This window comes from Bradyrhizobium sp. BWA-3-5 (assembly GCF_032917985.1).
Classification (GTDB): Bacteria; Pseudomonadota; Alphaproteobacteria; order Rhizobiales; family Xanthobacteraceae; genus Bradyrhizobium.
In genome coordinates this window covers 6,127,703-6,152,778 of the sequence record NZ_CP136626.1, presented here as the reverse complement: position 1 = coordinate 6,152,778, position 25,076 = coordinate 6,127,703, and the positions used below count along the sequence as shown (strand labels likewise).

General features: G+C 63.9%; 25 protein-coding genes. 12 read left to right on the top strand and 13 right to left on the bottom strand.

Going from position 1 to position 25,076, the window contains the following annotated elements:
- Positions 1 to 69 precede the first annotated feature (69 nt).
- The 8 genes from RX331_RS29585 to RX331_RS29550 all read left to right on the top strand — a co-directional run bounded on the left by RX331_RS29585 (position 70) and on the right by RX331_RS29550 (position 8,291).
- Positions 70 to 1,518, top strand: coding sequence for a 6-hydroxynicotinate reductase (locus RX331_RS29585; RefSeq protein ID WP_317253132.1), 1,449 nt, complete (start codon positions 70 to 72; stop codon positions 1,516 to 1,518).
- Positions 1,515 to 2,447: a UPF0280 family protein gene (locus RX331_RS29580; protein WP_317253131.1), complete on the top strand. Its 933-nt coding sequence runs from the start codon at positions 1,515 to 1,517 to the stop codon at positions 2,445 to 2,447. Before RX331_RS29585 ends, RX331_RS29580 begins: the two co-directional genes overlap by 4 nt.
- The gene (locus RX331_RS29575) at positions 2,444 to 3,028 is read left to right on the top strand and encodes an amino acid synthesis family protein (protein ID WP_317253130.1); all 585 of its coding nucleotides are present in this window, start codon (positions 2,444 to 2,446) and stop codon (positions 3,026 to 3,028) included. Before RX331_RS29580 ends, RX331_RS29575 begins: the two co-directional genes overlap by 4 nt.
- A gap of 23 nt (positions 3,029 to 3,051) precedes the next feature.
- A complete protein-coding gene (locus tag RX331_RS29570; protein WP_317253129.1) occupies positions 3,052 to 4,257 on the top strand; it encodes an ABC transporter substrate-binding protein in 1,206 nt (401 codons plus the stop codon).
- A 178-nt stretch (positions 4,258 to 4,435) separates the two neighbouring features.
- Positions 4,436 to 6,322, top strand: a complete 1,887-nt coding sequence (locus RX331_RS29565; protein ID WP_317253128.1) for an ABC transporter permease — start codon at positions 4,436 to 4,438, stop codon at positions 6,320 to 6,322.
- Complete coding sequence (locus tag RX331_RS29560) at positions 6,319 to 7,110, top strand: ABC transporter ATP-binding protein (protein WP_317253127.1); 792 nt, start codon at positions 6,319 to 6,321, stop codon at positions 7,108 to 7,110. The genes RX331_RS29565 and RX331_RS29560 overlap by 4 nt, the downstream gene beginning before the upstream one ends.
- Positions 7,107 to 7,811, top strand: a complete 705-nt coding sequence (locus tag RX331_RS29555) for an ABC transporter ATP-binding protein (RefSeq protein WP_317253126.1) — start codon at positions 7,107 to 7,109, stop codon at positions 7,809 to 7,811. The genes RX331_RS29560 and RX331_RS29555 overlap by 4 nt, the downstream gene beginning before the upstream one ends.
- 24 nt (positions 7,812 to 7,835) lie before the next feature.
- Entirely contained in the window at positions 7,836 to 8,291 is a 456-nt protein-coding gene (locus tag RX331_RS29550) for a MarR family winged helix-turn-helix transcriptional regulator (protein WP_317253125.1), read from the top strand.
- Between the two features lie 9 nt (positions 8,292 to 8,300).
- On the opposite strand, the gene RX331_RS29545 is transcribed toward RX331_RS29550, so the two are convergent.
- Both RX331_RS29545 and RX331_RS29540 read right to left on the bottom strand, forming a co-directional pair.
- Complete coding sequence (locus tag RX331_RS29545) at positions 8,301 to 8,966, bottom strand: hypothetical protein (protein WP_317253124.1); 666 nt, start codon at positions 8,964 to 8,966, stop codon at positions 8,301 to 8,303.
- A 2-nt stretch (positions 8,967 to 8,968) separates the two neighbouring features.
- A complete protein-coding gene (locus RX331_RS29540) occupies positions 8,969 to 10,369 on the bottom strand; it encodes a selenium-binding protein SBP56-related protein (protein ID WP_317253123.1) in 1,401 nt (466 codons plus the stop codon).
- A gap of 324 nt (positions 10,370 to 10,693) precedes the next feature.
- Between RX331_RS29540 and RX331_RS29535 the strand changes: the two genes are divergently transcribed.
- From RX331_RS29535 to RX331_RS29525, 3 genes are read left to right on the top strand one after another with little or no spacing between them, the layout of a single operon-like run.
- The gene (locus RX331_RS29535) at positions 10,694 to 11,356 is read left to right on the top strand and encodes a TetR/AcrR family transcriptional regulator (RefSeq protein WP_317253122.1); all 663 of its coding nucleotides are present in this window, start codon (positions 10,694 to 10,696) and stop codon (positions 11,354 to 11,356) included.
- Between the two features lie 12 nt (positions 11,357 to 11,368).
- Complete coding sequence (locus RX331_RS29530; protein ID WP_317253121.1) at positions 11,369 to 12,181, top strand: crotonase/enoyl-CoA hydratase family protein; 813 nt, start codon at positions 11,369 to 11,371, stop codon at positions 12,179 to 12,181.
- A 25-nt stretch (positions 12,182 to 12,206) separates the two neighbouring features.
- Positions 12,207 to 13,058 (top strand): crotonase/enoyl-CoA hydratase family protein, encoded by an 852-nt coding sequence (locus RX331_RS29525; RefSeq protein ID WP_317253120.1) that lies wholly within the window; start codon positions 12,207 to 12,209, stop codon positions 13,056 to 13,058.
- 209 nt (positions 13,059 to 13,267) lie between these two features.
- Here RX331_RS29525 and RX331_RS29520 read toward each other — a convergent pair whose 3' ends face one another.
- The 5 genes from RX331_RS29520 to RX331_RS29500 all read right to left on the bottom strand — a co-directional run bounded on the left by RX331_RS29520 (position 13,268) and on the right by RX331_RS29500 (position 18,484).
- A complete protein-coding gene (locus tag RX331_RS29520; RefSeq protein WP_317253119.1) occupies positions 13,268 to 13,729 on the bottom strand; it encodes a nuclear transport factor 2 family protein in 462 nt (153 codons plus the stop codon).
- Positions 13,730 to 14,127: 398 nt separating this feature from the next.
- Positions 14,128 to 14,553 (bottom strand): DUF4399 domain-containing protein, encoded by a 426-nt coding sequence (locus RX331_RS29515; protein WP_317253118.1) that lies wholly within the window; start codon positions 14,551 to 14,553, stop codon positions 14,128 to 14,130.
- Between the two features lie 18 nt (positions 14,554 to 14,571).
- A complete protein-coding gene (locus RX331_RS29510; protein ID WP_317253117.1) occupies positions 14,572 to 16,170 on the bottom strand; it encodes an SUMF1/EgtB/PvdO family nonheme iron enzyme in 1,599 nt (532 codons plus the stop codon).
- A gap of 294 nt (positions 16,171 to 16,464) precedes the next feature.
- Entirely contained in the window at positions 16,465 to 17,229 is a 765-nt protein-coding gene (locus RX331_RS29505; RefSeq protein WP_317253116.1) for a hypothetical protein, read from the bottom strand.
- Between the two features lie 55 nt (positions 17,230 to 17,284).
- On the bottom strand, positions 17,285 to 18,484 hold the full coding sequence (locus RX331_RS29500; protein WP_317253115.1) for an amidohydrolase family protein: 1,200 nt from the start codon (positions 18,482 to 18,484) through the stop codon (positions 17,285 to 17,287).
- 143 nt (positions 18,485 to 18,627) lie between these two features.
- Here RX331_RS29500 and RX331_RS29495 point away from each other — a divergent pair, with 143 nt between their 5' ends.
- Positions 18,628 to 19,401: a ferredoxin--NADP reductase gene (locus RX331_RS29495; RefSeq protein ID WP_317253114.1), complete on the top strand. Its 774-nt coding sequence runs from the start codon at positions 18,628 to 18,630 to the stop codon at positions 19,399 to 19,401.
- Positions 19,402 to 19,526: 125 nt separating this feature from the next.
- Here the strand turns inward: RX331_RS29495 and soxA are convergent, their stop codons facing one another.
- The 6 genes from soxA to RX331_RS29465 are packed head-to-tail and all read right to left on the bottom strand — an operon-like array spanning position 19,527 to position 25,076.
- Positions 19,527 to 20,297 (bottom strand): sulfur oxidation c-type cytochrome SoxA, encoded by a 771-nt coding sequence (soxA, locus tag RX331_RS29490; RefSeq protein WP_317253113.1) that lies wholly within the window; start codon positions 20,295 to 20,297, stop codon positions 19,527 to 19,529.
- Positions 20,294 to 20,614: a thiosulfate oxidation carrier complex protein SoxZ gene (soxZ, locus tag RX331_RS29485; protein WP_317253112.1), complete on the bottom strand. Its 321-nt coding sequence runs from the start codon at positions 20,612 to 20,614 to the stop codon at positions 20,294 to 20,296. The genes soxA and soxZ overlap by 4 nt, the downstream gene beginning before the upstream one ends.
- Positions 20,614 to 21,093 carry a SoxY-related AACIE arm protein gene (locus RX331_RS29480; RefSeq protein ID WP_317253111.1) on the bottom strand — a complete coding sequence of 160 codons (480 nt, stop codon included), beginning with the start codon at positions 21,091 to 21,093 and terminating at the stop codon, positions 20,614 to 20,616. The genes soxZ and RX331_RS29480 overlap by 1 nt, the downstream gene beginning before the upstream one ends.
- A gap of 9 nt (positions 21,094 to 21,102) precedes the next feature.
- Positions 21,103 to 21,531 (bottom strand): sulfur oxidation c-type cytochrome SoxX, encoded by a 429-nt coding sequence (gene soxX, locus RX331_RS29475; protein ID WP_317253110.1) that lies wholly within the window; start codon positions 21,529 to 21,531, stop codon positions 21,103 to 21,105.
- A 19-nt stretch (positions 21,532 to 21,550) separates the two neighbouring features.
- On the bottom strand, positions 21,551 to 22,825 hold the full coding sequence (locus tag RX331_RS29470; protein ID WP_317253109.1) for an NAD(P)/FAD-dependent oxidoreductase: 1,275 nt from the start codon (positions 22,823 to 22,825) through the stop codon (positions 21,551 to 21,553).
- A 58-nt stretch (positions 22,826 to 22,883) separates the two neighbouring features.
- Positions 22,884 to 25,076, bottom strand: a complete 2,193-nt coding sequence (locus RX331_RS29465; RefSeq protein ID WP_317253108.1) for a xanthine dehydrogenase family protein molybdopterin-binding subunit — start codon at positions 25,074 to 25,076, stop codon at positions 22,884 to 22,886.

Sequence of the window (25,076 nt, the reverse complement as noted above, 5' to 3'; positions counted from 1 at the left end):
TATACGAACAAATGGTCGGGCCCGCGAGGAGGCAGGGCACGATCGGCGCTCTCGATCGCAGGTCTGTTCATGACAGATACGATGGCCGCCGCCGGTGGCGACAAGATCCGCTGCGATGCCTGTCCGGTGATGTGCTACATCAAGCCGGGCGCGGCGGGCGCGTGCGATCGCTATGCCAATCACAACGGCGAACTGGTGCGCGTCGATCCGCACATCGTGCTGGAGCGAACGGTGTCGCATGGCGGACGGCTGGTGCCGTTCCAGGCTGGCGGCGATTGGGACGGCAAGCTCGTGCATGAGCCCAGCGTGTTCGTCACCGCGATTGGTGCCGGCACGACTTATCCCGACTACAAGCCGGCGCCCTTCATCGTGTCGTCGGAAGTCGACGGCGTCGACATGGTTACGGTCGTGACCGAAGGCATTTTCAGCTATTGCGGCGTCAAGGTGAAGATCGACACCGACCGCTATCTCGGCCCCGAAACGGCAATGGTGCGCGCCGAGGGCGAAGCGATCGGTCATGTGACGACGAGCGAATATGGCTCACAGATGCTGTCGCTCGGCGGCGTGCATCATCTGACCGGCGGCTCCAAGAAGGAGGGCCGCGTCACCTGCGACGCGCTGATGGACCTCTCCAACTGCAAGGCGGTGGAACTGACGATTGATGGCGGCGCCACCGTGGTGGTGCAGGCCGGCCGCCCGCCGATCGTCAACGGCGTAGCCGAGGAGCGCATGCGCGTGGGCTGCGGCTCGGCAACGATCGGCATGTTCGCCAAGCAATGGCACGGCAAGGTCGACGAGGTTGTAGTGGTCGACGACCACATCACCGGCGTGCTCTCGGAACATCAGGCCGGCAAGCTGCTCGATATTCCCGATACCGGGATCAAGATGAAGGGCCGGCGCTCGACACCGGGCCGTTACTTCCAGGTCGCCGATCCCGGAACGGGATGGGGCGGTACCCATATTTCCGACCCGCTGTCGGTGCTGGGGCCGTTCAATCCGAAGGAGGCGCGGCCCGGCCTGACCATGCTGATGGTGTCGACCACGGGCGAGCACGCCGCCTATTACGAACTCGACGAGGCGCTCCGGCCGGTCGAGAAGCAGATGCCGGCTGATTTGCAGTTTTCCGTCGAGCGCATTCAGGAGAATTGCGAGCCGGCGCTATGCACGGTGCTGTTCATGGGCGGCGCCGGCGGCTCGCTGCGCGCCGGCGTCACCGACAATCCGGTGCGGCTGACGCGCTCGGTCAAGGATGCGCTGACGCGGGTGACCAGCGGCGGCGCGCCGGTTTATGTTTGGCCGGGCGGCGGCATCACCTTCATGGTCGATGTCACGCAGATGCCGGCCGGCGCGTTCGGCTATGTGCCGACGCCGGCGCTGGTGGCGCCGATCGAGTTCACGCTGAGACTGTCCGATTACGCCGCGCTCGGCGGCCACATGGATCACGTCCGCCCGCTGGCGTCGCTGCGGGACAACACCGAAACCCGCCCGATGCCATTCATTCCGGGGCGACGCGCATGAAACGGCTGCCGCAAATCGCGCTTCTTCCAGACGGCAAGCGGCTGCACTTGCAGGACGGTCCAATCGACCTGATCATTGAGGCAAAGGGAAGCGAGCGTGACGTGCGCGCAGCTTACCAGGCTGCGGCGCGGCGCTTCACCGGTTTACTCGATGAACTCTGCGATGAGCTGGTCGAACTTCGAAAGGCTGCCGATCCGGCACGAAGCGCGCTGAACGGTGTTATCGCGCGCCGAATGTATGCAGCAATCGCGCCGTTTGCGGCGGAACAGTTCATCACGCCGATGGCGGCGGTGGCGGGCAGCGTCGCGGAGGAGATTCTCGGCGCGATGCTGAACGTTGCGCGGCTCGATCGCGCCTACGTCAACAATGGCGGTGATATCGCGTTGCATCTGACGGGCGGCGAGCAATTCACCATCGGGCTGATGGACCGGCCGGATCGTCACGGCGTGATGCAAAGCATCCGCATTGGTGCCGATGACCCAGCCCGCGGCATCGCGACCAGCGGACGGCACGGCCGCAGCTTTTCGCTGGGAATCGCCGATGCCGTGACCGTGCTGGCGCAAACGGCTGCGCAGGCCGATGCCGCCGCCACCATCATTGCAAACGCCGTCGATCTGCCCGGGCATCCCGCCATTGTCCGCCTGCCGGCAAATGAGTTGCAGCCCGATAGCGACCTCGGCGCACGCCTCGTGACCCGCGATGTCGGCAAACTCCGCGACGAGGAAATCGACCAGGCGCTGCGCGCGGGGGTGAGCCGGGCCCAGCAATTGCTTGCGGCAGGATTGATCGAAGGTGCGGCCTTGCGTCTACTAGGCGAGACGGCCGTGGTGGGCTCAACAGGGATCAGGGCGGGCACGCTGCCGGCGTTTCACGGAAGCGCGGCAGAAGAAGCAGCGCATGTTGGATCGGAAGCGAGGCGGGTAGCATGAGCGCGATCATTCGCAAGATCGTCACGGTGGTCGAGGAAACCCACCTCGAGATGGGACAGAAGGTTGCGCCGCCGACCCGGCGGGCGGCGGCGATTGCCGTGATCGAAAATCCGTTTGCCGGCCGGTATGTCGAGGACCTCTCACCCCTGATCGAGATCGGCGAGGAACTCGGCGACCTCCTTTCGAAGAAGGCGGTTGCTGCGCTCGGCATCGACGGCGCCAAGGCGCATAGCTACGGCAAGGCGGCGGCCGTGGGCGAAAACGGCGAGCTCGAACATGCGGCGGCGATCCTGCATCCGAAGATGGGCGCGCCGGTGCGGAAAGTGCTGGGCAAGGGCGCGGCATTGATCCCCTCGTCGAAGAAGCGCAGCGGCCCCGGGACGACACTGGACATTCCGCTCGGCCATAAGGACGCGGCCTTCGTGCGCAGCCATTTCGACGGCATGGAAGTGCAGATCAACGACGCGCCGCGCGCCAACGAGATCATGGTCGCGGTGGCGGTCACTGATAGCGGCCGGCCGTTGCCGCGCGTCGGCGGATTGACGGTTTCGGAAGTCAAAGGCGAAGACGGTTTGCGATAGTTCACAATAAATTGGAGGTAGGGATGCGACGGAGAGACTTACTGGGCGCGGGGCTGGCGATCGCAGTGGTCGGCATGGCCGGCAACGCCATGGCGCAAAGCGGCGAGATCAAGATCGGCGAGATCAACAGCTATTCGCTGCTACCCGCCTTCACCGAGCCCTATCGCAAGGGCTGGCAGCTCGCGGTCGAAGAGGTCAATGCCGCCGGCGGCATCAATGGCAAGAAGCTCGTCGTCGTCTCCAAGGATGATGGCGGCAAGCCGGCGGACGCGCAGACCGCAGCCAACGAACTGGTGTCGAGCGAGAACGTCGCGATGCTGACCGGCACGTTCCTGTCCAATATCGGCCTTGCCGTTTCCGACTTCGCCAACCAGAAGAAGGTATTCTTCCTGGCCGCGGAGCCCCTGACCGACGCCATCACCTGGTCGAAGGGCAACCGCTACACCTTCCGTCTGCGCCCCTCCAACTACATGCAGGCGGCGATGTTGGTGGAAGAGGCCGCGAAACTTCCGGCCAAGCGCTGGGCGACGATCGCGCCGAATTATGAATACGGCCAGTCGGCGGTCGCGGTGTTCAAGAAGCTGATGTCGGAGAAGCGGCCTGATATCCAGTGGGTCGACGAGCAGTGGCCGCCGCAGGGCAAGATCGACGCGGGTCCGGTAGTGCAGGCGGTGGCGGCTGCCAATCCGGAGGCGATCCTCAACGTCACTTTCGGCGCCGACCTGGTCAAGCTCGTGCGCGAAGGCAACACCCGCGGTCTGTTCAAGAATCGCGCCGTCGTCTCGTTCCTCACCGGCGAGCCGGAATATCTCGATCCCCTCAAGGACGAGACGCCGGAAGGCTGGATCGTCACCGGCTATCCCTGGTACGACATCAAGACGCCGGATCATGACAAGTTCCTGAAGGCCTATCAGGCCAAGTACAATGATTATCCGCGTCTCGGCTCGATCGTCGGCTACCAGACGATCAAGGCCGCGGCGGCGATCCTGGCCAAGGCTAACTCCACCGATCCGGAGAAGCTGATCGCCGCGACCGAAGGCCTGTCGATGCCGTCGCCGTTCGGCGAGATTACCTTCCGCAAGATCGATCATCAGTCGACGTTAGGGGCCTTTGTCGGCAAGACCGCGCTGAAGGACGGCAAGGGCGTGATGACAGGCTCGGTCTATCGCAAGGGCTCGGATTATCTGCCTAGTGATGCGGAAGTCGAGAAGCTCCGGCCGAAGGATTGACCATCTCTCTTCTCCCTCTCCCCGCTCTTTGCGGGGAGAGGGTCGGGGTGAGGGGCTGTCTCCACGAACCGTGCTCGCGGAGAGAGCCCCTCACCCGGAGTTCAAGCTGTCGCTTGAACTCCGGCCTCTCCCTGCACGCGGGGAGAGGCTAAGTCCACCGACCTAACCCGGACCGCCAATGGCCTTTTACTTCGTTCAGTTCCTGACCGGTCTTGCCAGCGCAGCGTCGCTGTTTCTGGTGGCATCAGGGCTGTCGATCATCTTCGGCGTGACGCGGATCGTGAATTTTGCCCATGGCGCATTCTATATGCTCGGTGCCTATGTCGCGTTCACGCTGACCGAGCGCTTTTCCGGCGCGCTCGGCTTCTGGGGCGGCATCGTCGTGGCGGCGCTGGTTGTCGCCGCGGTCGGTGTGCTCATCGAAATGGTGCTGCTGCGGCGGATCTATCATGCGCCGGAGCTGTTCCAGCTATTGGCAACCTTCGGCCTCACGCTGATGGTGCAGGACATCGTGGTGCTGATCTGGGGGCCGGACGATCTGCTCGGCCGCCGCGCGCCGGGTTTCAAGGGCGCGGTCGACTTCTTCGGTCAGAATATTCCGAGCTATGACCTGTTCCTGATCGCGCTCAGCCCGGTCGTGCTCGGCGTGCTCTGGCTGTTGTTCCAGCGCACCCGCTGGGGCGTCTTGGTGCGCGCGGCGACGCAGGACCGCGACATGGTGGCGGCGCTCGGCGTCAACCAGAAATGGCTGTTCACCAGCGTGTTCGCACTCGGCGTCTTTCTCGCCGCACTCGGCGGCGCGCTGCAGATCCCGCGCGATGCCGTGCACCACGCGCTGGATCTGCGCATCATCGTCGAAGTGTTCGTGGTCGTGGTGATCGGCGGGCTCGGCAGCATCATCGGCGCCTTCGTCGCCGCCGTGCTGGTGTCCGAACTCAACGCCTTCGGCATCCTCATCTTCCCGAAGATCTCCATCATCCTGGTGTTTCTGGTGATGGCGGTGGTTCTGATCGTGCGTCCCTGGGGCTTGTTCGGCAAGCCGGAAGCCGCCGCGCGGCGCACGCCGGGTCTCACCGTCAATCCGTGGCGGCCGCTCACGTCAGGCGAACGGTTGATGTCGATCGGCGCACTCGTGCTTGCGGCCATGCTGCCGCTGTTCGCCGGCAATTATGCGCTTACCGTTGGATCGGAAATCGCCATCTACGTGATCTTCGCCGCCAGCCTGCATTTCCTGATGTCGGTCGGCGGGCTCGCGTCGTTCGGCCACGCCGCCTATTTCGGGCTCGGCGCCTATGGCGTCGCGTTCCTCGCCAAGGCGGCGGGATTGCCGATGATCGTCTCATTGCTGCTCGGCCCGCTGCTGGGGCTATTGGGTGCCGCAGTGTTCGGCTTCTTCGCCGTGCAGCTCTCCGGCGTCTATTTCGCCATGCTGACGCTGGCCTTTGCGCAGATCGTCTGGTCGATCGCGTTCCAGTGGGTGACGGTGACCGGCGGCGACAACGGCATTTTGGGCGTCTGGCCGGACAGATGGGCCGCGGGGCCCGCCAGCTTCTACTGGCTGTCGCTCGGCATTGCGGCGCTCGTCGTCACGGTGCTGCGGGTGATCGTGTTCTCGCCGTTCGGCTTTGCGCTGCGCGCGACGCGAGATTCGCCGCTGCGCAGCGAGGCGATCGGCATCAACGGCAAGCGCGTGCAGTGGACGGCGTTCGTGATCGCGGGCACGGCGGCTGGGATCGGTGGCGCGCTGTTCGCCTATCTGAAGGGCAGCGTGTTTCCGGACAGCGTCGGCATCTCGCTCTCGGTGGATGCGCTGGTCATGGTGCTGCTCGGCGGCGTCGAGACGGTATCGGGCGCAGTGATCGGCGCGATCGTGTTCAAGGCGGCCAACATCTGGCTGGTCAGTCAAACCGACCTTTCGAAACTGGTGTTGGGGGGCTTCATCGTGCTGATGGTGGTAGCATTCCCGAAAGGCATCGTCGGCACGCTGGAGACGCTGCGGAGTCACTGGCGGCCTTCCGGCACCAAATCCGCGCTGGCTACCTCCCGCGTGGAGGTCGCCGAATGAGCGCGGTCCCCACACTGCTGTCGGTCGAGGGCTTGAGCAAATCCTACGGCGGCGTCCATGCCGTACGCAGCGTGTCGTTCGAACTGCGCGCCGGCGAGATCCTGGCACTGATCGGGCCCAACGGTGCGGGCAAGAGCACCTGCTTCGACATGCTCAACGGCCAGAACATGCCGGATAGCGGCCGGATCACGCTGCTTGGCGAAGATACGGTGGGCAGGAAGCCGCGCGCGATCTGGCGGCTTGGCGTCGGCCGCACCTTCCAGATCACGGCGACGTTCCCGACCATGACGGTGCGCGAGAACGTGCAGGTCGCGCTGGTGTCCTATGGCCGGCAGTTGTTCAATCTCTTCAGCTCGACGGCGGCTTACGCGCGCGGGGAGGCGGGGCGGCTGCTCGATCTCGTCGGCATGGGCGCCTATGCCGAACGGCCCTGCGGCGAGCTGGCCTATGGCGACCTCAAGCGGCTGGAGCTCGCCATCGCGCTCGCCAACCAGCCGCGGCTCCTGCTGATGGATGAGCCGACCGCGGGCATGGCGCCGCGCGAGCGGATCGAGCTGATGCGGCTCACCGCGCGGATCGCCCGCGAACAGTCGATCGGCGTACTCTTCACCGAGCACGACATGGACGTGGTGTTCGAACATGCCGACCGCATTTTGGTGCTGAACCGCGGCAGCCTGATCGCGGAGGGCTCACCTGAAGAGGTGCGCGGCAACCCCCAGGTCCGCGCAATCTATCTTGGCGAGGGCCTGGTTTACGACGCGCGTCACCGCGAGGGAGCCGGCGCATGAAGCTGCAGGTCGCCGATCTCAACAGCTTTTACGGCCCGGCGCATATCCTGTTCGATATCGCGCTCGAAGTCGGCGAGGGTGAGGTGGTGGCGCTGCTCGGCCGCAACGGCGCCGGCAAGTCGACCACCTTCCGCTCCATCGTCGGCCTCGTGGAGAACCGCTCGGGGAAAATCGTGTTCGAGGGCAAGGACGTCTCGCGCGAACCGACCCATGCCATCGTGCGCGGCGGCCTCGGCTACGTACCGGAAGAGCGGCGCATCTTCACCGATCTGACCGTCGAAGAGAATCTCGAGGTCGGCCGCCAGCCGCAGCGGCCGAACGCACCGCACTGGACCCGCGAAAAACTGTTCACGCTATTTCCCAACCTCGGCGAGATGCGGAGCCGGCCGGGCGGGCGGATGAGCGGCGGCGAACAACAAATGTTGACCATCGCGCGCACGCTGATGGGCAATCCGTCGCTGGTGCTGCTCGACGAACCCTCCGAGGGGCTGTCGCCAAAAATCGTCGAGCAGATGGTCGATGCCATCCTCGCGATGAAGAAAGAAGGCGTCAGCATCGTGGTGTCAGAGCAGAACCTGCATTTCGCGCGGCTGATCTCGGACCGCGCCTACATCATCGAGCGTGGCAAGATCTGTTTCGGCGGCACGATGGCCGAACTCGACGCGCGGCCGGACGTCCGCGACGCGCATCTGTCGCTATAGCCGGGCGCAAGAGGGGTGGGGTCGATGGGAAGGAGTGCATCGCCGAAACGAGCGGTCAAGCCGGCGCGGCCGTCCTACATTCTCGACGAGCAGATCGGCTTCATCCTGCGCCAGGTCTGGCAGCGCCATGCCACCATCTTCGCGCGCGAGATCGGCATCAACCTGACGCCGACGCAATGGGCGGCCGTCTCAAAGCTCGCCGAAACCGGACCGTGCTCGCAGAACCTGCTCGGACGGCTGACCGCGATGGACGTCGCCACCATCAAGGGCGTGATCGACCGCCTCACCGCGCGCGGCCTGACCGAAACCGGCCCCGACCCCGACGACGGCCGCCGCCTGCTGGTCAGTCTCACGCGTGCCGGCCAGCAACTGGTGGAGAAGGCCGCGCCGAACGCGCTCGCGATCACGCGGGAGACGCTGGCGCCGCTGGATGCCAAGGAGCGCGAGACCCTGATCACGCTGCTCGACAAGCTGCGGTGAAGGTCTGTGCTAGATCAGGCTGAATGTCAGCGCAATCGCGCCCACCAGGATGAGGCTGGCGGCCCAGACGGTATCGAGATTGAACCAGCTCTGCTTGATGAATTGGACGCCGAGATATCGGTAGGCGAGCCAGGCGCAGCAGGCGCCGGCGATGATCATCGCGGCGGCATGTACAATGGCGACCAGCACGGCCATGCCGAGATTGGCGTTGATGAGCGTATCGGCAGCGGCGTGGCCGCGGTCGAGGTCAGCTTCGCGGCACAGCCCGAGATAGATCGGCACCAGCATCAGCGCCGCGCCATGCGCGAGCGCCACCGCGAACGACCACAGTCCCAGTTGCGCCGGCGATATCCGCGCCAGGACTTTCGGATGGCGCCGATTGGCCAGCCTATAGAGACCAAAACCGATGACGAGAAGGCCGGCGCCGATCTGGATCGCGCGCTGCCATTCGACGAGCGCAATCAATAGCGCGAAGGGAAGGATCACGAGCAGCATCGCCAGCAGATGGCCGGCCGCGAGCGGCAACAGCGCCGATAGCAGCGCCCGCGGGCTCCTTTCCATCAGTCCGGCGGAAACGGCGAGCGGCCAGCCCATGCCAGGGTTGACGCCGTGATAGAGGCCGCTCGCGATCACGGCCAGCCAAAGCCAGGCCGGTGTCCAGTCGGCTGCGCTCAACTTCAGGCCGACGGATAGCAGAACGAATCCGTCGAGCAGTCGCCGCCGTCGAGCCGGATCTGATGCGCGCGGTAACCGTCGGGGAAGTTCACCCAGTAATCCCGTGCCAGTTCGAGGCCGCCGTCCGGCGAAGCGTTGGCCATTACCATGGCGCCGGGAACGCCATCGGGATAGAACTGGTCGTCCCAGGTCGAGTAGAGCGAGTTGGTCCAGTACACCCGCTTGCCGTCGCGGCTGATCTCGACCATCTGCGGGCCGCCACTAAATGCCTTGCCGTTCGGATGCGGCGTCCGCCGAGCGATGCCGCCGATACGGACCGAGCCGGCAAGCTTCGGCTTGCGCGGCTCGCGCACATCATATTGCCGCATCTCGCCGGTGGCCCAGCAGGCGACGTAAAGTAACTTGTCATCCATCGACAGGTCGATGTCGGTTACCAGCGGCGGCACGGCACCGAAGCCTTGCAGCAGCGGCGGCAGTTGCTCCTTCTCAGCCGGCTCCGGCGGGATCGTCGCCGTCTTCTCGATGTGAAACTTGCCACCCTCGCGCCACCAGGTCCAGATCGAGCCTTCGAGATTGGTGGTGTCGACGACGACGCCGAGAAAACCGTATTCGCGTGCCGGATCGTGCGCGGGACGCACCTCCAGCGCCATCTGGTGGTTGGCGCCGAGATCGATGGTCTGGACGTTGCGGCGGCCGCGCAGATCCCAGAAGTGGATGCGATGGCCGTATTTGTTGGAGAGCAGATCCTCCGGCACGATGCCGTTCTCGAACTGCGGCGGCAGCGCCCACTCGCTCGTCACCATGTAGTCGCGCGGCAGGTTCCACCAGAAGTCGTAATGCAATGTCTGCGGGCCGCGATCGAGCTCCCACCGTCCGAGCACCTCGAAGGTCTCGCAATCCATGATGAAGACGCCGGGCGGTCCGTCGGTGCCGTTCTTGCCGGCGCCGCCAAGTGTCGAAATGTAAATGCCCTCCGGTCCGCAATGAACGGTGTGGGGCCGCGAATATCCGGTCTTCCGGAAAATTTCGTCGGGCTCGATGATCTTGTGAATGGCCGCCTTGGTGGGATCGGGCTTGGTGTCGACAATGTAGATGCGGGACGAGCGCATGCCGGGAATGATGAGGTAGCGGCGTTCGAGAAACGCGTGTCCGGTCAGCGGCGACAGCGCCGACGAGCAGGCGTTCCAGCCGAAATGGTGAAACTCGTCGCCCTTGTTGGGCATCGTCACGGTGTGAACGACGTTGCCATAGCTGGAGGAGCCCGGCTTGACGTCGATCACGGCCAGCGCATCCGGCTTCGACGCGTCCGGGCTGAGCAGCACGGTGTAGGCGAAGCTCTCCGGCGGAGCTTCCATGGCAAGCTTCGGCGAAGCGTGAAAGGTGGGGTCGGGCCGAATGTTCATCGTCTGCCTCCCTGTTTGCCTCATGGTCAGCAACACGGCGCAGCGGCACGCTAACGAAAAGAAATCACCCGGCGCGTTGAATGTCTCTCGCGAGTGCCGCCGGCCGGGGTTTACCGATCGACAATACATCGCAACAAGGCGAGGCGAAATAACGACGCGTCAGCGCACGGTCGCGCGTCCGACCCGGCTGTGCGCGCCATCGGAACCTTCGGCGAATTCAACGGCTGGAAGCGGCAATCGCTCGCCCCGGAGCCTCAAGACGGGGAGGCGCAGAAATATTGTTACCATTGACTGCAGATCGAATGATTTGATAACGTCGTTATCATGAGCAAGCCTGCACCCTCGGCCAAGGACTGGTCGGACGTCGTGAAGGGCGCCAAGCGCGAGCTTCTGCTGCGCGCCGCCCGCGATGAATTCGCCGAACAGGGGCTCGAAGGCGCCACCATGCGCGGCATCGCCGTTCGCGCCGGCTGCACGACGGGGGCGATCTACCCGCTGTTCGACAGCAAGGAGGCGATCTATGCCGAGCTGCTGAAACAGTCGCTCGCGGCGCTCGATGACTTCGTCGCCGCAGCCGTTTCTGCGGCGCGGACGCCGGAAGCGCAGGTCGAAGCGGCCTGCGGCGCCTTCCTGGGCTACTACCTCGACCATCGCTTCGAGATAAATCTCGGCCTCTATGCCTTTCGCGGCCTCAAGCGGCAGGGCGTCGGCAAGCCGTCGGACGACGAGCTCAACCAGGCGCTCTGGAAGGTGCTGGAGCGCATCGCGGTGCCGCTCACCGAAGTGCGCGGGCTCAAGCCCGCGGAGGTTCGGCCCTGGGTGGCGCTGCTCACCAGCCAGATGATCGGCGCGCTGGTGCTGCAGATCGCGGGCCGGCTCGATTTTCTCGACACGGGCGCCAAGACGCTGCTTCGCATGATGCTGGCGCAATGCCTTCCGGAAAGTGCGCCGAAGGGCAGGAAGGCGTCACGTAACAAGAATCAATAAGGGAGGTGCGACATGGTTCGGATCGAAAAGCAGGGCGCTGTGTGGACCGTCATTCACAGCCGGTTTGCCGAGGCGCGCAACGCGATGGACCCCGCCAGTGCGGACGCGCTGGCGGCAGCTCTCAGGGAATTCGACGCCGACGAGTCCGCCAGCGTCGCGGTACTGTGGGGTGAGGGCGGCGCGTTCTGCGCCGGGTGGGATCTCAAATTCGCCAGTACGCTGTCCGATCGCGAGGCCTTTCAGTGCCATGTCGTCGACGGCCTGGCGTTTCCGACCGGCGCCAATCCGGCGCCGCGCGGTCCGCTCGGGCCGACGCGGCTGGAATTGTCCAAGCCGGTGATCGCCGCGGTGGAAGGGCCTGCAGTGGCCGGCGGCATGGAGCTGGCGCTGTGGTGCGATATCCGCGTGATGGCAGAGAGCGCCTATTTCGGCGTCTATTGCCGGCGATGGGGCATCCCGCTGCTGGATGGCGGCAGCGTGCGGCTGGCACGCCTGGTCGGGCAGGGCCGTGCGATGGAAATCATCTTGACCGGCCGCAAGGTCGCGGCTGATGAGGCGCTGCGTATCGGCATGTGCGAGCAGGTGGTCGAGACCGGCGGCGCGCGCGCCGCGGCCGAAGCGATGGCGCGGGAGATCGCGCGGTTTCCGCAAGCCGCCGTGCGGGCCGATCGCCGCTCCGTGGTCGAGACCTATGGCCTGCCGGTCCGCGATGCGCTGCGGCAGGAATGGGCCAACGGCGTCGAAGCGATCTTCAAAGAAGGCGCCGCCGGCGCCGCGCGGTTTGCGGGGGGCCGTGGACGCCACGGCGATTTCGCGAAGATCTGAACTCTTACATCGAGGGAGGCCGCCCATGGCCAAAGTCCTTTACGAGCGCGACGGCCGCATCGCGCGCATCACGCTGAACCGGCCGGAAGTGATGAATGCGATCGATGACGAATTGCCCGGCGCGCTCGCGGATGCGGTGGCGCGTGCCGACAACGATCCCACCGCGCATGTCATCGTGCTGGCGGGCGCCGGCCGCGCCTTCTGCGCCGGCTACGATCTGACCGCGTACGCCTCCGGCAACAAGGGCTACACCCAGAAAATGCCGTGGGATCCGATGCAGGATTACGCGCGCATGTCCGAAAATACCAACAAGTTCATGAGCCTTTTCCGCTCGAAGCGCCCCGTGATCTGCAAGGTGCAGGGCTTTTCGGTCGCCGGCGGCTCCGACATTGCGCTATGCTCGGACATGATCGTGATGGCGGAAGACGCCCGCATCGGCTATCCGCCGGTGCGGGTCTGGGGCTGCCCGACCACGGCGATGTGGATCTATCGGTTAGGCGCCGAAAAGGCCAAGCGCATGCTGTTCACGGGCGACAAGATCACCGGGACTGAAGCGGCCGCGCTCGGCCTCGTGTTGAAAGCCGTGCCGGCCGACAAGCTGGACGAGGAGGTTGATGCGCTCGCACATCGCATTTCTACTGTACCGCAGAACCAGCTCATGATGCAGAAGCTGATGGTCAACCAGGCACTCTACAATATGGGCCTGATGGGCACGCAGATGATCGCCACCGTGTTCGACGGCATCACCCGGCATTCGCCGGAGGGGCTGAATTTCAAGCGGCGGTCGGAAGAGATGGGCTGGAAGCGTGCCGTTGAGGAGCGCGATCAGGGCACGTTCGACTGGACCACCAATCAGCCAATCACGGAGAACAGGTAATCCGCAAACCGGCGGGTTCTAGGTTATGTACTCATTATGCGGCTGGCCGACTGATGTCGGTCAACGCAACAGAGGCCGAAAAGCGACATTCCCCGACGTCGCTGTTGGACCATTCCGGACATCGCTTCCTTCAAGCAATGAAAGGGCTGATTGCAAAAGCGGCGGTGCTGGTTGGTCACCGCCGCTTTGATCGCCGATTGCTAAGTGAGTTACCTTGCTGCTTGCGACTGCGGCGGCGGCGGCTTTGGAACCGACGTCAGCATACGAATTTTCCATTGTCCATTCTCGCGAACATCAACAGACGTCCAAATGACGTTTAGCTCCAGAGGATCGCCTTTCTCGCTTTTGCCAGTTACCCGAGCTTCGCCAGTAAGGAGAGCCATATTTTCTGACAGCGGCTGAATATCGGTCGTCTTTATTTCTAGATGATTCATTCCAGCCTTGAATGCGCCTTCGTAGTATTTCGTATTGTCAGACTCAATTCCGTTCTGAGTAACCCGCAGGTAGTTCTTCGTAAAAAGAGAAGTAATGCCTGCAGCATCCTGCTTGTTGAAGTGTTGCTCGTATGCGGAAGCCACCTTCCCAAGTTCTTCCTTGAGATTTTGATCTGATGCGATCGCAGGAGTTATTGATAGCAGCAGCGGAAAACATACGACTCCAATGGTGCGCATGACGTTTACTCCCTACTGTTGACGCCTCCCTTGAATAGAGGATGGAGACGAGGCTTACCTCCGTCCTCCCTGCCGTCGATCCGCGCGCCAGCGCAAATCGTCAGAGTGATTTCTTATGATGCTCTCTTCCTTTGGTGGTAGCGCGGCTCTCGTGCTTTCCGACATCGAGTTTCCGCAGACGGCCGACGATTTCGTATTGATTTAGATCAACTGATGCTGCTTTGGGTTACAAGCGGCGGTCCAGCCGCATCTCGTCAGGACCGGTTTTCCTCTGCGACCGGCTACGAACTCACCGGCTGGGAGCTGTGCAATGTTCGACGCGCCGATTGTTCGCGGGCACCAGCATGGAGCCTGCATCAACCAGAGTAGGCCATGGCTCGGCGCTAATGAGTCCACTCCTATTTGATCGTCACGGTAATCTTGTCGGAGATAACCGGAGGGACATGGGGATAGTGTTCGGCGTCGCCCAGCACGAGCTGGAGCGTGTGCTTGCCGGGTGGAAGTTCGATACGTGCTTCGGTCTGACCCGCTCCGAAGTGAAGATGTGATTTGTCTTGCGGGATCGGTTCGTTCGGATTGATCGGTTCATTCACGTCGATCAGAAGATGATGATGGCCACTGTTCGGGTAGGTGTCGCCTGCGTGCGTCACGCCCATGTTGCGCAGGCCAAAGCGGCACCAGAACCCACCCTTGATGACGGTTCCGTTCTGCGGCCACACGAAATAAACGCGGGCGTCCTTCCCGGCAGGCTTTCCCTGAGCGTAGGCGGAGAACGGCAGGCAAGTGAGCGCTGCCGACAGAGCGATCCACTGCAACGCCTTCATGACTGCCTCGCAACTTCCTTAGGGAGATAGCGCAACGCGGAAACCGTGAGTGGGATATCTCACGTTGGTGTCATAGCTGCCGCGATTTGACGACCTGACGTAGTTGGAATCTTTCCGCCAGGATCCGGAACGGATGACGTGCGAGGAGCAATCATTCTCAGTCCATGCTGACCCGTCCGCCGGCGCGCCCTGATAATTTTTGTGCCAGCAATCCTCCACCCATTGGTCGACGCTGCCGCCCATATCAAACAGCCCGAAAGGATTTGGCTTGAGGCTGCCGACCTTGGCCGGCTGGTCGCTGACGGGAATGTCGCTGCAGTTCTTGCAATTGACCATGCCGGGCTGAAACTGGTCGCCCCACCAGTACCTGGTTTGCGTGCCGCCGCGCGCGGCATATTCCCATTCCGCTTCGCTCGGCAGGCGGTATGGCTTCCGGGTGGCTCGGGCGAGCCATGCGACATATTGCTTGGCGTCGCTCCAGCTCACATTGGTAACAGGCGCATCGTCCTTTCCGGCAGCCGTGAATCCGCACGCCTTTGCTGCGGCGCATGCGTTCCATTCCTTTACAGAGACGGGGAATTTTCCCATCGCAAAAGGCTTGATCATCACCTGACGGACCGGCTTCTCCGAAATGTCTTCGTTGCTGCCCATCGTGAAGCTGCCACCGCGCAGGGAAATCGTCTCGGGCTCGGGAATAGACGCGGCGGTTTGCGTCGTCGGAGGAGTTGCGGGAGCTGCCGGCGATGCGGGCGGCGCAAGCGGTGCCGCTTGTTTCTGTGCTGGAGACGTCTCCGGACGAGGCGTCGCCTGTTGTTGAGTTGGCGCCGCGGAAGGAGAGGGCTGGGGTGGTGCCGCCGGTGATTTCGCGACAGGCGACCTCGCCACCTCTGCCGGTGATGAAACAGGGGCTGACGCCTGATTCACCGACTTGCGCGGTTTCCAGAGCAGGTCCCAGACCGCGCCGCCCGCAATAATCAACAGTGCAAGGCCGAGCAGGAAGAGCAGGAGGCGTTCGCGCCGGTTCCGACGTTGCTGCAGCGCCGCTGGATCAGGAAGCACGCGATAGACACGCACGGGGTCGGTGATGTTCTTGACCTTGCGATCTCCGAGCGACTCGTATCCGCAAACCAGCTTGTGCTTGATCTGTTCGTAGATGCCGCCGGAAATGTAGACTTCGCCGGCCTGGGCGATGCCTTCGAGTCTCGTCGCAATATTGACGCCGTCGCCATAGACGTCGTCGGTTTCGATGATGACGTCGCCGAGATTGACGCCGATCCGATATTCGATCCAGTGATGCTTGGGCAGCGATGTGTTGCGGCCAACCAGGTTTTGCTGGATCACGATGCTGGCGCGCACGGCTTCGACGGGGCTGTCGAAGATGGCGATGAAGCCGTCACCCGTGGTTTTGACCAGCCTGCCGTGATGTTCTTTGATGGTGGGCTCAATGACTTCGCGCTCGAGCCGTTTGACGCGCTTGTGCGTCCCTTCCTCGTCGATTTGCATCAGGCGGCTGTAGCCGGAGATGTCGCCTGCCACGATGGCGGCAAGACGCCGCGGCATTGGCTCGCGTGGTTGCTCACCACCGCGCCCCGACTTGATGTCACGAATCTGGGCCATGGTTCGGATTGATTTCCTTCCGGCTGTTGCAATTCCAGCGTTCGGCAAACAATCTTTTCCAGCGCGCAGCGTACCATGCCGCATGTTCGCCGCAAAGCCGCCACACGCGGGTTCCATTCCAACCGGCAAGACTGAGTGTGAGTGTAATCACGCAACAGTATGAGACTGATCGCTGCGGCACGTATCCGAATCGAGCCTCGGAATCGGCGGCTAAAGACCTGCCTCGTTGCGATCACCGCCAGTGTGTGAACAAGCGCACTGCCTGAGATGCGGGTCTCTTGCGGCAGGCGGTGATCAACTCTGCCCCGGCCATCTGGCGCGGTAGCGGATTTCGCTGCCGTCGCTGTTGGCCTGCCACGGCCCGAACTCCCGCGAATGCGGAGCCTTTGCCGAGAGGCCGATGAGATAGAGCCGGTCGGCCTGGCCCTTGATCTTGATTTGCAGTTGACGATGCGCGGTGCGGAAGGCGAGCTCGACATGGCCCGCAATGACCGACCTATCGTCATCGCGGCGGAACAGATCGGGCCGTATCTCGCCCGGCATGGTGTTGAGATCGGTCTGCAACTCGGCCGCTATGTCTTTGGGAGAGTTGGGCAATGTGGCTCCGGCCGGCAGGCGAACCTCAAACACGAGCAGCGGGTTCAGGGCATTCGGGTTGAGCCAGGGCGTCGCCGTCGTGACGGCATAGACATAATAGGCGCTCCCTCCCACGGCGCAGAGCGCGACCAATACCGCAAATGCCTTCAGGCTGTTGCGCAGGAGTCCGTCGCCGTTTTCTCGGCCGCGCAGCCGCCGCGCCAGCGCCGTGCCGAGCAGGAGGCCGCCGATCGCACCGCACGGCGCAAACACCAAGAGCGCCAGCATCGCTGATGTGATCGGATCGGCCCGATTGCCGAAGCTGGCCAGCTCGAGCAGCAGCAATGTCGCGACAAAGCCCGTGACAGCGCCGACGACCCCGCCGGCGACTTGCAGCGAATTCTTCAAATTTTCCTCGATGATCTGGACAACCCTGCCACCAGGCCAGCCCGGATTGGTCGCGGTGACGGGCAATCCGTTCACAGCCCTCGAGGCTCAATGTGACTTTTTCACACGCGCCCACGCATACGTGATGAGGTCAATGCCCGCTGACGATCTCGGGCACCTTCCCGGCGGGCGGCGTGTTGCGGCTGCGCTGGGTGCGGACGATGCCGTCGATGATGGTCATGCCGATCCCTGGCAGGTCGCCGAGCTGCACGCTTTCGAGGATGTTCTTGCCGGGCGAGTGCTGCGCCTTGTCCATCAGGACGAAATCGGCGGAGCGGCCGATCTCGATGAGGCCGCAGTCGAGTTCGCGCATGCGGGCGGTGTTGCCGGTCGCCAGGCAGAAGGCGAGTTCAGCCGGCAGCTCGCCGAGCGAGGACAGCATCGAGACCATCCGCAAAATGCCGAGCGGCTGCACCCCGGAGCCGGCGGGCGCGTCGGTGCCGAGGATGACGCGGTGCAGATCGCCCATCTCGCGCGCGGTGCCCAGCGTGAACAGCGCCGAGCGCTCATTGCCGTTGTGCACCAACTCCAGCCCGCGCTTGCAACCCTCGCAGATGCAACGGATCTGGTCGTCGGGCAGGGCGGTGTGGCCGCCGTTGATGTGACCGACCACGTCGGTATCGGCCTCCAGCACCACGTCCTTGTCGATCAGGCCGGAGCCGGGGATTGAGGGACCGCCGGTGTGGATCGTGCTCTGGATGCCATATTTGCGCGCCCAGCCCACCATCTTGCGCGCGGTCGGACCGTCCTTGACGCCGCCAAGGCCGACTTCGCCGAGCAGCTTGACGCCGGCCGCCGCCATCTCCTTGAAGTCGTCTTCCACCATCTCGCATTCGATCACCGGCGCGCCGGCATGAACCTTCACGCCGCCCGGGCGCAGCGTCCAGAATGCGCGCTGCGCGAAGATCGCCATCGCCTTGAGGCCGACGACGTCGCGGGGGCGGCCGGGCATGTGCACCTCGCCGGCCGAGATCATGGTGGTGACTCCGCCATGGAGATAGCTGTCGATCCAGTTGATCTGGTTCTGTCGCGGCGTCCAGTCGCCGGCGACGGGGTGGACATGGCTGTCGATCAGGCCCGGCGCGATCGTGGTGCCGTTGGCGTCGACGACCGTGGTCGCGCCCTCGGTGTTGACGTCCTTGAAGCGCCCGATCGCTGATATTTTGCCGTTCTCGGCCACGATCGTGTCGCCGTCCAGGATCGGCTTCTCCAGCGCCCCCGATAGCATCAGCCCGATATTGCGGATCACCAGCTTGCTCGGACCGGTCGCCTGGGGTGCGTCGTGCGCCATGGTTTTTCCTTTTGCTTCAATGCCTTCGGGCGACATTCTGCCCGGCTTGACGATCCGATCAAGCTGGATTATTCATTTGTATACGAACGATCGTATACAAATGATGTCGCCGGTCAACCGGCTTGAGGTCAGGAAGCGGTGCGATGAGCAATTTCAACCAGGAAAGCGTGCTGAGCGTCCATCACTGGACCGATACGCTGTTCAGCTTCACCACCACGCGCGATCCCTCGTTCCGCTTCCGCAACGGCGAATTCACGATGATAGGGCTCAAGGTCGGTGAGAAGCCGCTGCTGCGCGCCTATTCGGTGGCCAGCGCCAATTACGAGGACCGGCTCGAATTCTTCTCGATCAAGGTGCCGGACGGCCCGCTGACCTCGCGCCTGCAGCACCTCAAGCAGGGCGATGAGATCATCGTCAGCCGCAAGGCGACCGGCACGCTCGTGATCGACAATCTCGAAGACGGCCGCAACCTCTATCTGATCGGCACCGGCACTGGGCTCGCGCCGTTCCTTTCGGTGATCAAGGACCCCGAGACCTATGAGCGATTCGAGAAAGTCGTGCTGCTGCACGGCTGCCGCCGCGTCGCCGAGCTCGCCTATGGCGAGATGATCACGGAAAAGCTGCCGAATGACGAGCTGATCGGCGACTATATCAGAAGCCAGTTGATCTACTATCCGACCGTGACCCGCGATCCCTTCCGCAACCGCGGCCGCATTACCGACCTCATCACCTCGGGCAAGCTGTTTACCGATATCGGACTGCCCGCGCTCGAGCCGGCCCATGACCGCGTCATGATCTGCGGCAGCCCGGCGCTGGTCGCCGACACCCGCGCGCTATTGAACGGCCGCGGCTTTGTCGAGGGCAATCACGGCGAGCCAGCCCAGTTCGTGGTCGAGAAGGCGTTCGCGGAGCGGTAAGGCGCCGGGACGGGACAACATCTTGTGTCCCGACAAGCGGCACGCGTGCTACTGCTGGGGCCATTCTACTTTGCATGGGGTTGTTTTCGCGATTTTGGATCCGGGCGTCGCGGTGAGGGGACCCGTTAGGGCCGCACCGCCGGCGCTTCCATCGGCATGCCGCGCGCCCCGGACATCAGGTACAATTCCAGCTCCACCAGCTCCGGCGCGCCGTAGTCATAGGCCTGTGCGCGGACACCGGTGATGCAGGCGCGCAGGCGCCGCTGCAGCGAACCCAGCGACTGCCATTCCAGCCGGTAGAGCGGATAGCCGGTCGCGTGCCCTTGCGTGATCGCGGAGCCGGCCAGGTGCTTGTCCCAATTGTCGTCATGGCAATTGGTGCAGGCGAGATTGAGCTGGCCCTGCCGCTGCAGATAGAGCTCGCGGCCCTTGGCGACGAACGGCGCAAGCTGTGGGTCGCTGCCGGCCTCGACCGGTGCGCCCTGCGACTGCCGGGCGACAAAGGCGGTCAGCGCCAGCAGCTCACGGCTTTCGAAGGGCAGCGGCGTGGCTTGCTGGTGGTTGCTGCGGCATGCATTGATGCGCTGCTCCAGGTCGATCGGGCGGCCGGCCGCCTTGTCGAAGGCGGGGTAGCGCGCGGCCACGCCCTTCATGCTGGTGCGCGCATCGTCATGGCAATCGGCGCAGGCCTTGTTGGCGGCGCCGAGCTTGCGCTTCCAAAGGGCCTCGCCATCGAGCACCCAGAGCATGCCGGGATTGGCGGTCTCGTCGTCCTGCATCGCCTTTGTGTCCGGCTTCATGAAATCGTAGCCGGAGCGCCGTTCGGCCTGCGGGATCTCGGCGAAGGCCGCGCCTGCGGTCAGCAGCGCCGCGGCTATGGTGCCGGCAAGTCTCATTCGACGATGATCGAGGCGGAGGCGTGTTCGGAAAATCCCTGGTCGCCGATCCATTCAAATTCGAAGGTGCCGCTCTCGGTCGCGGTGGTGAAGAAGGTCATGAAGGGATTGGCCGATATCGCCGGAAACAGGTCGGCGCGAAAGATCTCGGCGCCGTTGAAGCGGCAGGTGAAGCTGGTGATGATGTTGCGCGGCACGATTTCGCCTGATGCGGTATGGCGATAACCGGTTTCCATGATATGCGACATCAGCGTCTTGATCTCGATGATGTCGCCGCGTTTGGCTTTCGGTGGAACGTTGATGAGTGCGGAAGCCATCAGATCAGCTCCTCGGTGCAGGCGGCGAGCGTCACCACGACATCGACGCTGGCCGACCAGAACGTGCCGTCCGACAGCTTTGCGATGGCGACGATCTTCTGACTGTCGGCGAGACGGATGCGGGTCGAGACCTGCGCGCGGCCGTTCTGGGGCCCAAGATGGAAGTTGCCGATATTAGGCTGCGGGTTCTTTTCGTTGAAGATGTGGATGCTGCGGACGTGATCCTCCGGCGCCATCGGATGCGCGACGCTGACCGTCATCGGCACCGTGTTGCCATTCTCGACCAGCGGCGGGATGTCGAGCTTGACCTTGCCGATGCGCACCGCAGCACCTCCGGTGACACTCTGGATTGCCGAGGCCAGCATTGCCGGCGTCGCCTCCGCGGGACGCACGATGACGGTGGGGAGGGCGCCAAGCGCGGCGGCACCGCCGGCGAGGCCGAGGAACTGGCGGCGGGATGAATGGGATGGTTGCTGCATCATTTCTTCCTATTCGCGCAGCGTCACGAGATACGCCACGATATCCTCGATCTGTTCCGCCGACAGGATCGGCTTGCCGCGCCACGGCGTGCCGACGCGATCAAGGCCGTCCGTGCGGTAATAGGACGGCATGATGGTCGCGGCGTTGAGGCGGGACGCGTCCACCAGGCGGAGCCGGAGCTGGCCCTCGGAGGCGCGGCTGCCGGAACCGGAAAGGTCAGGCGCCAGGTCGCCCTGGAATTTCTGTTCGGGAAATGGGCCGCTGTGACAGAGGATGCAAGTGCTGGAACGTTCGACCACGAGCGCGCGTCCGCGTGTTGCATCGCCTCGCACATTCGTGAGCGGCTCCAGAATCGCGTCGCCCGTGATTGTATAGGGGCGCAAGCCCTGTGCGGCGACCGCGCAGGGCGCGGCGAGCAACGCGCCTGTAAGCCACACCCCGATTTGGATCCTCGCTCTAGCCAAAGGTTTCCACCGTGATCGTCCTGAACCAGTCTTCAGCGCCCTCGGCCTCGCGCTGACGCAGCTCGCGCGGCGCGTCGACCGGGCTCGTCGCGCCCTCGACTTCGGCGAACTGGCCGTCCTTCGGCCGGTAAACGCCCGACAGCGAGAAAGCGTAACCCGGCGCGACCGTATTGTAGCAGGCGCCGCTCAGGCGCGGCGTCTCGGGCGCCTTGCCGGACAGCATGGCCACGATGGCTGCGGCGCAAGCCTTGCCTTGCGCGCTCGCGGCCGACGCGGCTTTCGGGATTTGGCCGGCGATGCAGGCATCGCCGACGACGTGAATGTTGGGCACAAGCTTGGAGGCAAAACTGATGGGATCGATCGGGCACCAGAAGGTGTTGTCGGCGGCGCCGGCGAGTTCGGCGATGCGCCCGGCCTTTTGCGACGGAATCACGCTCGCGACGTTGGCAACGTAATTGCCGAAATCGGTGATGATGGTGTTGCTCGCTGGTTCGACCGAGGTCACTCTGCCGCCTTGCGAGAGCGCGATCCGCTCGATCATGCCGCCATAAAGCTCTTTCCACGCCGCCTCGAACAGCCGTTGCTGCGAAAAGCCGTCCTTGGCATCGAGGATCAGAACCTTCGAGCGCGGCTTTTTCGTTTTCAGGTAGTGTGCGATCAGGCTGGCGCGCTCGTAGGGCGCGGGCGGACAGCGCAGCGGCGCGGCCGGTACGGCGATCACGACCGTGCCGCCGTCGTCCATGGCTTCGAGCTGCCGGCGCAGCAGCATCGTCTGTTCGCCGGCCTTCCACGCATGGGGCATTTTGCCGGAGGAGGTCTCGTCGTAGCCGGGTAGCGCGTCGAAACGAAGGTCGATACCGGGCGACAGCACCAGGCGATCATAAGCGATCGAACTGCCGTCGGCCAACGTGACCATGCGCGCCTGCGCATCGACCTTGGCCGCGGCTTGCGCCGCCACGGTTACGCCGCTGGCCGCGATCCTGTCGTAGGTGAATTGCTGTGCCGCCAGTTCGCGCAGGCCCGCGATCACTTCGTTGCTGAAGGGGCAGGCGGTAAAGGTTTGATTTGGCTCGATCAGCGTCACCTGAAGTTTCGGATCAAGCCGCCGCAGCGCCCGCGCGCAGCTGGCGCCGCCAAAGCCGCCGCCGATCACAACAACATTCGCCGCGCCTTGTGCCACCGCGGGGCAGGGCATGATCGCCATCGCCGCGGTCACGGCGATGCCGCGAGCGACATCCCGGCGCGTCATCAGGCGCGTGGCGTCCATGGCTCAAATCCGGAAAAAGCGGGACGGCGGCCGGTAACGCGGCCGCCGTCTCTCATTGTCAGGCGAACGTGATGTTCTGGTCCCTCAGCGGCACAGAACGGATGCGCTTGCCGGTTGCCGCAAAGTAGGCGTTAAGCACCGCGGGCGCGGCGACGCCGATGGTCGGCTCGCCGACGCCCCCCCAGAAGCCGCCACTCGGCACCATCACGCATTCCACCTTCGGCATCTCGGCGATGCGCATGGAATTGTAGGTGTCGAAGTTGGTCTGCTCCATCTTGCCGTCCTTTACCGTGCAGCCGCCATAGAACAGGGCAGACAGGCCGTAGACGAAGGAGCCCGCGATCTGCCGCTCGACCTGCGCCGGATTGACGATGTAGCCGGGGTCGGTCGAGGCGACGATGCGATGCACCTTGATCTTGCTGCCGTCGGTGACGGAGATTTCCGCCGCGCCGGCGACATAGCTGCCATAGCCCATCACTTGCGCAATGCCGCGATAGACGCCCTGCGGAGCCGGCTCGCCCCAGCCGATCTTGTCGGCCACAGCATTGAGCACCGCGAGATGTTTTGGATGCTTGCTCATCAGCTTGCGGCGGAACTCGACGGGGTCCTGGCCCACCGAATGCGCCAGCTCATCCATGAAGCATTCCATGTAGATCGCGTTCTGGTTCACGTTGACGCCGCGCCAGAAGCCAGGCGGAACGTGTGGGTTGCGCATGGAATGCTCGACCAGCAGGTTCGGCACGGAGTAGCCGATCGCCGCATCACCCGACGGGCTGAGGCCCTGGAATGCGGCCGGGTCCATGCCATTCACCAGCGCCGCCGGACGCACGGTGTAGAGGATCGACTGTCCGGACAATCGCACGTGCAGCGCCGTGAGATTGTTGTCTGCATCGAAGGCGCCGGTCAGCTTGCACTGCGTGACCGGATGGAATTTGCCTTGCGCCATATCCTCTTCGCGCGACCACAATAGCTTGACCGGCGTGCCCGGCATCTCCTTGGCGATCAAGACGGCCTGGCGGACATAATCGGTCATGCCGCGACGGCCGAAACCCCCACCGAGGATCAGCTTGTGCACCTCGCATTTCTCGGCCGGCAGGCCAGAGGCTTCCAAGACAGCGGCGAATGCCGCTTCGCCGTTTTGCGTGCCGCACCAGACCTCGCACTTATCAGCCGTGTAGACCGCCGTGGCGTTCAGCGGCTCCATGGTGGCGTGGTTCTGATAGGGATAATTGTAGACCGCCTCGACCTTCTTGACGGCCGAGGCAATCGCAGCCTTGGCGTCGCCGTTCTGGTTGCCGATAAACGCCGGCTGATTGTTGTCGAGACCTTCGGCCAGCCATTTGGCGATCGACTCGCTGGAGACTTTTGCGTTCTCGCCTTCGTCCCAGACGATCGTCATCGCGTCGAGCGCGGTCTTGGCGTGCCACCAGGTGTCGGCGACGACGGCGACCGCGGTGTCGCCGACCTTCACCACCTTCTTGACGCCCTTCATGCCTGATATCTTGGCTTCGTCATAACTCTTCAGCTTGCTGCCAAAGACCGGCGCATCCTTGATCGCGGCGTTGAGCATGCCGGGCAGCTTGACATCGGCGCCATAGATCATCGCGCCGGTCGTCTTGTCGACGGTGTCGAGCCGCTTGACGCCCTTGCCGGCGATCTTCCAGTCCTTGGGATCCTTCAGCTTCACGTCGGCATCTGCCGGCGGTGTGAGCTTTGCGGCGGCCTCGACCACCTGGCCGTAGGTCGTGGTCTTGCCCGAGGGCGTATGGGTGATGACGCTGTTTGCCGCGGTGCACTCCGTAACCGGCACCTTCCATTCGTTCGCGGCGGCCTGCACCAGCATCATGCGCGCGGTGGCGCCGCCCTTGCGGACATAATCCTGGCTGGTGCGAATGCCGCGGCTGCCGCCGGTCGAGAAATCGCCCCAGGCCCGCTTGCGCGCGACACTTTGTCCGGGCGTCGGATACTCGGTGACGACCTTCGACCAGTCGCATTCGAGCTCCTCGGCGACGAGCTGGGCGAGGCCGGTGAGGGTGCCCTGGCCCATCTCGGAGCGGGCGACGCGAATAACGGTTGTGTTGTCGGGCCGGATCACCACCCAGACGTTGACCTCCGGTGAGCCGTCGGCGGCGCGGACGACCTGCGGTCCGCCGAGGGGGATGTCGAGGCCGATGGCAAGGCCGGCGCCCGCGGCGGCGGTGCCGATCACGAAGGCGCGGCGATTGAGTTTGGGCATGACGTGCTTGTTCAT